Here is an 8278-nt window from a genome sequence, read left to right as displayed (position 1 = left end):
GGCCGGGGGCCGCCGCGCGGGTGGTGCCGGTCAGGCGGCGGGCGCCGCCTTCACCGTGAGCGCGACGGTGAGCGTCGCGCCGCTCTCGGTGGTGAGAAGCAGTGTGTAGGTGCCCTCGGTGTCGTCGGCGTAGAGGGCCGGGAGCTCCAGGACGCCGTCCGCACCGGTCCTGAGGCCGGTGAGCGTACGGAGTGCCTGGCCGTTGCCGCCCTTGAAGTACGGGCCCTCGTCGTTCTCCACGGGAGTGTCGCCGCCGGTGACCAGGGTGGCGGTGACGGCGGTGCCCGCGAGGCCGGTGCCCTGGTAGGTGGCCTTGACCTCCACCGGGGTGAACGCGGTGCCGGGGGCGGCCGTGAGGGCCTCGTCGCCGGTGCGGGTGAGCGCGTCCGCCTCGCGGGCGGTGACCTGGGCCCTGAAGGTGAGGACGCGCGGGTGCGTGGTGCCCGCGACGGCCGTCACGGTGAACGCGCCGGTCTCCTCGCCCGCCGTCAGGACGGGGGCGGTGACGGTCCCGTCCGCTCCGGTGCGGACGGTGACGGTGGTCCTGTCCCCGTCGAACCGGGCGTCGGTGGAGCCGGTCAGGGTGAAGGTGACCGACGCCTGGGCCAGCGGGGCGCCCAGGGTGTCCCTCGCCCGTACCGAGACGCGTCCGGCGAACGCCTCGCCGGCGGTGGCGGTGAGGGCCGGGGTACCCGCGTTCTCCAGGCTGCCGAGCACGCGCGGCGGTCCGGGGGTGGCGGGCGGCGTCGTCGGTTCGGTGGGCTTCGGCGGTTCGGGGGTGGGGCTCGGGCTCGTGCCGCCGCCCGGCTTCGACGGAGCCGGGGTGGGAGTCGGGGTCGGGGTCGGCTTCGGCTTCGGCGTGCCGGTGGAGCCGCTCGGCTTCGGGGTGGGCGACGGTGAGGACCCGCTGCTGTCCTTGCCGGAGGGCAGGACGCCGGTGCCGTCGGGGACCTGGTGCGTGCCGCGGTTGTAGAAGTCGAACCAGGAGCGGACCGTGCGCAGGTACTCCTGCGAGTGGTTGTAGCTCAGGACCGCCCGGTCCAGGTCCGCCGCCAGCGACAGGTTGCGTCCGCCGGCGCAGAGGTAGCGCCCGGCGGCCAGCGCCGCGTCGTAGATGTTGTTGGGGTCCTTGCGCCCGTCGCCGTTGCCGTCCTGGCCCCAGTCCTCCCAGGTCGAGGGGATGAACTGCATGGGGCCGACCGCCCGGTCGTGGGTCGCGTCGCCGTCGTACGCCCCGCCGTCGGTGTCCTTGATCAGCGCGAAGCCCTGCCCGTTGAGGGCGGGGCCGAGGATCGGGGAGTGCGTGGTGCCGTCGGCGTCGACCTGGCCGCCGCGCGCCTGGCCCGACTCGACCTTCCTGCTGTCTCTTATACACATCCCCGCCTCGGCGCTGCCGGTCGCCGGAAGGTCCACGGACGTGCTGGGCTTGTCCGGTGTGACGAGCGGCGGGAGGTCGGTGTGGTACGGCGAGTTACCGGTGGCCGCGACGTCCTCGGAGGCCGTGTCGGCCCCGGCTGACGCCTGGTCACCGCCGGAGGCGTCCGCGGACGTCGCCGCGGGTGCCTGGGAAGCCGCGAGAGCCGCCACCGCGACCGCGGCGACGGCGGTACCGGTGGCCCCCCTGCGCAGCCGGCGGCCGAATTGCGCTGCCATGTGAGTGTTCCCTCCCCGTCGACGGCCGTTCGCGCTCCCCGGCGCGAGGACTCAGGCGACCCTACGACACCCTGTGCGGCCGGGGCACCGGCGCATGACCGGTTCTTACCGTTCTTTCACGTTGGCGCCGGCCCCTCGTCCGGTGCTGTTCTCCCGGGAGCGCGGTGGCGGCTGACGGAGGCTCACGCATACTGGCGCGATGCCGTTCACCCTCAGCCACGCCGCAGCCGTCCTGCCGGGGATCCGCCGCTCGGGGGCGGGCCGCGGCCCGCTCGTCGCCTCGGCGCTCGTCGCGGGCTCCTTCGCACCCGATCTGACCTACTACGCGGACACGGCCGTCCCCGGAGCGATGGAGTTCGGCGCCGTGACCCACGCCGTGTGGGGGGTGTTCACCGTGGACGTCCTGGTCACCGGTGCCCTGGTGGCGCTCTGGCTGCTGCTGCGCGAACCGCTCGTGGCGCTGCTCCCGGCACGGTGGCGCGGCCGGGTGCACGCCTTCCTGCGGGGCCGCCGCCGGGAACCTGGGCCCGTCAGGGCGGCCGAGGCGGGGTGGTTCGTCCTGTCCGCGGTCATCGGCTCGGGCACCCATGTCGTGTGGGACGCCTTCACCCATCACGACCGGTGGGGAACAGAGTTGGTCCCGGTGCTGAGCCGGTCCGTCGGCGGCCACCCGGTCTTCCAGATCGTCCAGTACGCAACCTCGGCCGTGGCCCTGGCGGTCCTGGCCTGGTTCGCGTACACCGGGCTGCGGCGCACCGGACCCGTCGCCGCGCCCGCGTCCGTGCCGGTGCTCGGCCGGGCGGAACGCCGGTGGGCGCTCGGGCTGCTCGGGCTGTGCGTCCTGTCGGGCACCGGCCACCGCTGCGCCCGCTGGTACGCCTACTTCGGGCGGGTGGACACCCCCCTCGACATCATCCCGACCGCCTGCTTCGGCGCCGGGGCGGGGCTGGCGGCCGGTCTCGTGCTGTACGGGGCGTGGATCCGGCTGCGCGGGACCCGCGCCCCCGGCGCCCCGGACGGGCCGCACCTCGCTCCCGGCGCCCGGGCCGGCCGGCCCGGTCCGGGGGCATGACCCCGGAGGCCCCGCCCGCCCCCGGCCCGCCGCCGGGGGCTCGGACGTACGCCGGTCAGTGCGCGGCCGACTCCCAGTCCCGGCCGACCCCGACCGAGACGTCCAGCGGGGCGCGCAGCTCGACCGCCGTGGACATCTCGCGGCGCAGGATCTCCTCGACCTGCTCCCGCTCACCGGCGGCGATCTCCAGCACGATTTCGTCGTGGACCTGGAGCAGCATCCGGGACGTCAGCCGCGCCTCGGTCAGCGCCCGGTCCACGTGCAGCATCGCGACCTTCACGATGTCGGCGGCCGTCCCCTGGATCGGGGCGTTGAGCGCCATCCGCTCCGCCGTCTCGCGCCGCTGACGGTTGTCGCTGTTGAGGTCCGGGAGGTAGCGGCGGCGCCCGAAGACCGTCTCCGTGTAGCCGGTGGCCCTGGCCTCCTCGACCACCCGGTGCAGATAGTCGCGGACCCCGCCGAACCGCTGGAAGTAGGTGTCCATCAGCCCGCGGGCCTCACCCGCCTCGATGTTCAGCTGCTGGGAGAGTCCGAACGCGGACAGCCCGTAGGCCAGCCCGTACGACATGGCCTTGATCTTGCGCCGCATCTCCGGGTCGACCGCCGCCTTGTCGACGCCGAACACCTGGGAGGCGACGGTCGTGTGCAGGTCCTCGCCCGAGGTGAACGCCTCGATGAGACCCGCGTCCTCGGAGAGGTGCGCCATCACCCGCAGCTCGATCTGGCTGTAATCCGCCGTCATCAGCGACTCGAATCCCTCACCGACGACGAAGCCCCGGCGGATGGCCCGCCCCTCGTCCGTGCGCACCGGGATGTTCTGCAGATTGGGGTCGGTGGAGGAGAGCCGGCCGGTCGCCGCGACCGTCTGGTTGAACGTGGTGTGGATCCGGCCGTCGCCGCCGATCGTCTTGATCAGGCCCTCGACCGTCACCCGCAGCTTCGCCTGCTCACGGTGGCGCAGCATGATCACCGGCAGCTCGTGCTCGGTCCGCTCCGCCAGCCACGCCAGCGCGTCCGCGTCCGTCGTGTAACCGGTCTTCGTCTTCTTCGTCTTCGGCAGCGCCAGCTCACCGAAGAGGACTTCCTGCAGCTGCTTGGGCGAGCCGAGGTTGAACTCCCGGCCCACCGCGGCGTGCGCCTCCTTCACCGCCTGCTGCACGGCACCCGCGAACTGCTGCTCCATGCCCTCCAGGTGGTCCCGGTCGGCGGCGATGCCGTGCCGCTCCAGACGGGCCAGCAGGATCGAGGTGGGCAGCTCCATGTCGTGCAGCAGCTCCGTGGCGCCGACCTCGTCCAGGCGCACCGTGAACGCGTCGCCGAGGTCCAGCACCGCGCGCGCCTGCGCCATCAGCGCGTCGGCCTCGGCACGGTCGTCCGCGCCGAAGGCCAGCTGCCCGTCGGCCGAGGGGGCCGGCGCCAGCTCACGGCCGAGGTACTCGACGGCCAGCGCGTCCAGGGCGAAGGAACGGCGCCCCGGCTTCACGAGATAGGCGGCGAGCGCGGTGTCCATGGACACGCCCTCCAGCCGCCAGCCCTGCTCGGGGAAGACCCGCAGCGCGCTCTTCGCGTTGTGCATGACCTTGGGCCGCTCCGGGTCCGCGATCCAGGCGGCGAGCGCCTGCTCGTCGGCCTCGTCCAGCTCGGCCGGGTCCAGCCAGGCGGCGGCGCCGTCGGCGGCCGCCAGCGCGATCTCCGTGACCGAGCCCACGCCCAGCGACCAGGTGTCGACCGTCATCACACCGAGCGGCTGACGGCCGTGCGCCTCCAGCCACGGGGCGACCTCGCCCTGCCCCAGCACCGAACCGTCGAGCTCGACACCGGCCGCCGGCTCCGGGGCCGGCGCCTGTGCCGCACCCGGGTCCACCGCCATCAGCCGCTCGCGCAGGCTCGGGTTGCGGATCTCCAGCACGTCCAGGATCCCGGTGACCGCCGTGCGGTCGTACGGTGCGCGCTCCAGCTCTCCGGGGGTCTTCGGCAGCTCCACGTCGCGGACCATCTCGGTCAGCACCCGGTTCATCTTCACCGCGTCCAGGTGGTCGCGGAAATTCTGCCCGGCCTTCCCCTTGACCTCCTCAGCGCGCTCCACCAGCTCCGCGAACGAACCGAACTGGTTGATCCACTTCGCCGCCGTCTTCTCACCGACGCCCGGGATGCCCGGCAGGTTGTCCGACGGGTCGCCGCGCAGTGCCGCGAAGTCCGGGTACTGGGCGGGGGTGAGCCCGTACTTCTCCTGGACCTTCTCCGGGGTGAAGCGCGTCAGCTCCGAGACGCCCTTCGTCGGGTACAGCACCGTCACGTCGTCCGTGATCAGCTGGAAGGAGTCCCGGTCGCCCGTGACGATCAGCACCTCGAAGCCCGCCGCCTCGGCCTGCGTGGCCAGCGTCGCGATGACGTCGTCCGCCTCGAACCCGTCGACCGCGAACCGGTCCGCGTGCATCGCGTCCAGCAACTCGCCGATCAGCTCGACCTGCCCCTTGAACTCGTCGGGGGTCTTGGAGCGGTTCGCCTTGTACTCCGGGAACTCCGTGGCACGCCACGTCTTGCGGGACACGTCGAACGCCACCGCGAAGTGCGTCGGCGCCTCGTCACGCAACGTGTTCGCCAGCATCGACATGAAGCCGTACACGGCATTGGTCGGCTGCCCCGTCGCCGTCGTGAAATTCTCCGCGGGCAGGGCGAAGAACGCCCGGTACGCCAGGGAGTGCCCGTCCATGAGGAGCAGGCGCGGTCGGTTGTCTGCCGTCTTCTTCGATGCCGTCTCAGCCACGCCCCCGATCCTGCCACGGACCACTGACAATCCGGACCGGCCGCCACCCGCCCCGCCCCTCTTACCACACGCCCCCGCACAGCCGTGCCGTTCCCCGCGTTCCCGGAGGTCCGCCCGGCGCCGTCCCATGACAGGATCGAGGGCCGGCGAAGCAACGACGCAAAGGGGAGCACCATGGCCACCAAGCCCCCGACCGGTGACCCGGTCCAGGACGCACCGCGGGTCGAGGCGGCCCGGCACTCCGCCGCGGGACTGCCCGCCGTCGCGCACTCCCTGCGCATCGCCCAGCAGCAGATGGGGATACGCCGCACCGCGCAGACCCTCCTCAAGGTCAACCAGAAGGACGGCTTCGACTGCCCCGGCTGCGCCTGGCCCGAGGGCGACAAGCGGCACATCGCCGAGTTCTGCGAGAACGGTGCCAAGGCCGTCGCCGAGGAGGCGACCCTGCGCCGCGTCACCCCCGCCTTCTTCGCCGCCCATCCGGTCACCGACCTGGCCGAGCGCAGCGGCTACTGGCTCGGCCAGCAGGGACGCATCACGCAACCTGTGTATCTGCCCGAGGGCGCCGACCGGTACGAGGCCGTGACCTGGGAACGCGCCTTCGAGATCATCGCCGAGGAACTCACCGCCCTCGACTCCCCCGACGAGGCCCTCTTCTACACCTCCGGGCGCACCAGCAACGAGGCCGCCTTCCTCTTCCAGCTCTTCGCCCGCGAGTTCGGCACCAACAACCTCCCCGACTGCTCCAACATGTGCCACGAGTCGTCGGGCTCCGCGCTGAGCGAGACCATCGGGATCGGCAAGGGCAGCGTCAGCCTGGAGGACCTCCACCAGGCCGACCTGATCATCGTCGCCGGACAGAACCCGGGCACCAACCACCCCCGCATGCTCTCCGCCCTGGAACAGGCCAAGGGGGCCGGAGCGAAGATCATCTCCGTCAACCCGCTCCCCGAAGCCGGCCTCGAACGGTTCAAGAACCCCCAGACGCCCTCCGGCATGCTCAGGGGCGCGGCCCTCACCGACCTCTTCCTGCAGATCCGCATCGGCGGCGACCAGGCGCTCTTCCGGCTGCTGAACAAACTGATCCTCCAGACCGAGGGAGCCGTCGACACCGCCTTCGTCGACGAGCACACCCACGGCTACGAGGAGTTCGTCCGGGCCGCCCGCGAAGCCGACTGGGACGAGACCCTCACCGCCACCGGCCTGGACCGCCCCGCCATCGAGCAGGCCCTCGCCATGGTCCTCGCCTCGCAGCGCACCATCGTCTGCTGGGCCATGGGCCTCACCCAGCACAAGCACTCCGTCCCCACCATCCGCGAAATCGTCAACTTCCTCCTGCTGCGCGGCAACATCGGCCGCCCCGGCGCCGGGGTCTGCCCCGTCCGCGGACACTCCAACGTCCAGGGCGACCGCACCATGGGCATCTTCGAACGCCCCGCCCCCGAATTCCTCGACGCCCTCGACAAGGAATTCGGCATCACCTCACCACGCCACCACGGCTACGACGTCGTCCGCTCGATCCGGGCCCTGCGCGACGGCGACGCCAAGGTCTTCTTCGCCATGGGCGGGAACTTCGTCGCGGCCACCCCCGACACCGCCGTCACCGAAGCCGCCATGCGCACCGCACGCCTCACCGTGCACGTCTCGACCAAGCTCAACCGCTCGCACGCCGTCACCGGCGCCCGCGCCCTGATCCTCCCCACCCTGGGCCGCACCGACAAGGACGTCCAGGACGGGCGCAGGCAGGTCGTCACCGTCGAGGACTCCATGGGCATGGTCCACGCCTCCCGCGGCAACCTCACCCCGGCCGGCCCCCACCTGCTCTCCGAACCCGCCATCGTCGCCCGGCTCGCCCGCGCCGTACTCGGCCCCGCCTCCCGCACCCCCTGGGAGGAGTTCGAACGGGACTACGCCGCCGTCCGCGACCGCATCTCCCGTGTCGTACCGGGCTTCGAGGACTTCAACGCACGCCTCGCCGCCCCCGGCGGCTTCGCCCTCCCCCACGCCCCCCGCGACGAACGCCGCTTCCCCACGGCCACCGGCAAGGCCAACTTCACGGCCGCCCCCGTCGAGTACCCCCGCCTCCCCGAAGGCCGCCTCCTGCTGCAGACGCTGCGCTCCCACGACCAGTACAACACCACCGTCTACGGCCTCGACGACCGCTACCGCGGCATCAGGAACGGCCGGCGCGTCGTCCTGGTCAACCCCGACGACGCCCGGACGCTCGGCCTCGCCGACGGCTCCTACACCGACCTCGTCGGCGAATGGGAGGACGGCGTCGAACGACGCGCCCCCGGCTTCCGCGTCGTCCACTACCCCACCGCCCGCGGCTGCGCCGCCGCGTACTACCCCGAGACCAACGTGCTCGTACCGCTCGACGCCACCGCCGACACCAGCAACACCCCCGCCAGCAAGTCCGTCGTCATCCGCTTCGAACAGCCCTGAACCCCGGGACACCCGCTAAGCGACCGCTCAGCCGTCTGATAGGAACAGTGCGCACGGCCGGACCGTGCGCACACCGACGACCACCGCAGACGATCGGAGCCGGACCCATGGGCGAGCACACCGCACCCACGTTCCCCCAGGAGATCATCGACGAGTACGCCGCACTCGGAGTCGACCTCCCCGCACTCTTCTCCGCCGGCCACCTCGGCGAGCGCATGGGCGTCCGGATCACCGAGGCCTCCGCCGACCGCGTCGTCGGCACCATGCCCGTCGAGGGGAACACCCAGCCCTACGGCCTCCTGCACGGCGGCGCCTCCGCCGTCCTCGCCGAGACCCTGGGC

General features: G+C 72.5%; 5 protein-coding genes. 3 read left to right on the top strand and 2 right to left on the bottom strand.

Going from position 1 to position 8278, the window contains the following annotated elements; translation table 11 throughout:
* Nucleotides 1-30: 30 nt before the first annotated feature.
* Complete coding sequence (locus IH13_RS0106535; protein ID WP_031081834.1) at nucleotides 31-1653, bottom strand: lytic transglycosylase domain-containing protein; 1623 nt, start codon at nucleotides 1651-1653, stop codon at nucleotides 31-33.
* 199 nt (nucleotides 1654-1852) lie between these two features.
* Between IH13_RS0106535 and IH13_RS0106530 the strand changes: the two genes are divergently transcribed.
* Complete coding sequence (locus IH13_RS0106530; protein WP_031081831.1) at nucleotides 1853-2725, top strand: DUF4184 family protein; 873 nt, start codon at nucleotides 1853-1855, stop codon at nucleotides 2723-2725.
* 55 nt (nucleotides 2726-2780) lie between these two features.
* On the opposite strand, the gene polA is transcribed toward IH13_RS0106530, so the two are convergent.
* On the bottom strand, nucleotides 2781-5492 hold the full coding sequence (gene polA, locus IH13_RS0106525) for a DNA polymerase I (protein WP_031081829.1): 2712 nt from the start codon (nucleotides 5490-5492) through the stop codon (nucleotides 2781-2783).
* 174 nt (nucleotides 5493-5666) lie between these two features.
* On the opposite strand from polA, the gene IH13_RS0106520 reads away from it, so the two are divergent.
* A complete protein-coding gene (locus IH13_RS0106520) occupies nucleotides 5667-7937 on the top strand; it encodes an FdhF/YdeP family oxidoreductase (RefSeq protein WP_031081827.1) in 2271 nt (756 codons plus the stop codon).
* Nucleotides 7938-8044: 107 nt separating this feature from the next.
* On the top strand, nucleotides 8045-8278 hold a 234-nt coding region (locus IH13_RS0106515), incomplete at its 3' end, for a PaaI family thioesterase (RefSeq protein ID WP_031081824.1).

Source organism: Streptomyces sp. NRRL WC-3549 (genome assembly GCF_000721935.1).
GTDB lineage: Bacteria > Actinomycetota > Actinomycetes > Streptomycetales > Streptomycetaceae > Streptomyces.
This window is presented reverse-complemented; position numbering and strand designations above follow the sequence as displayed.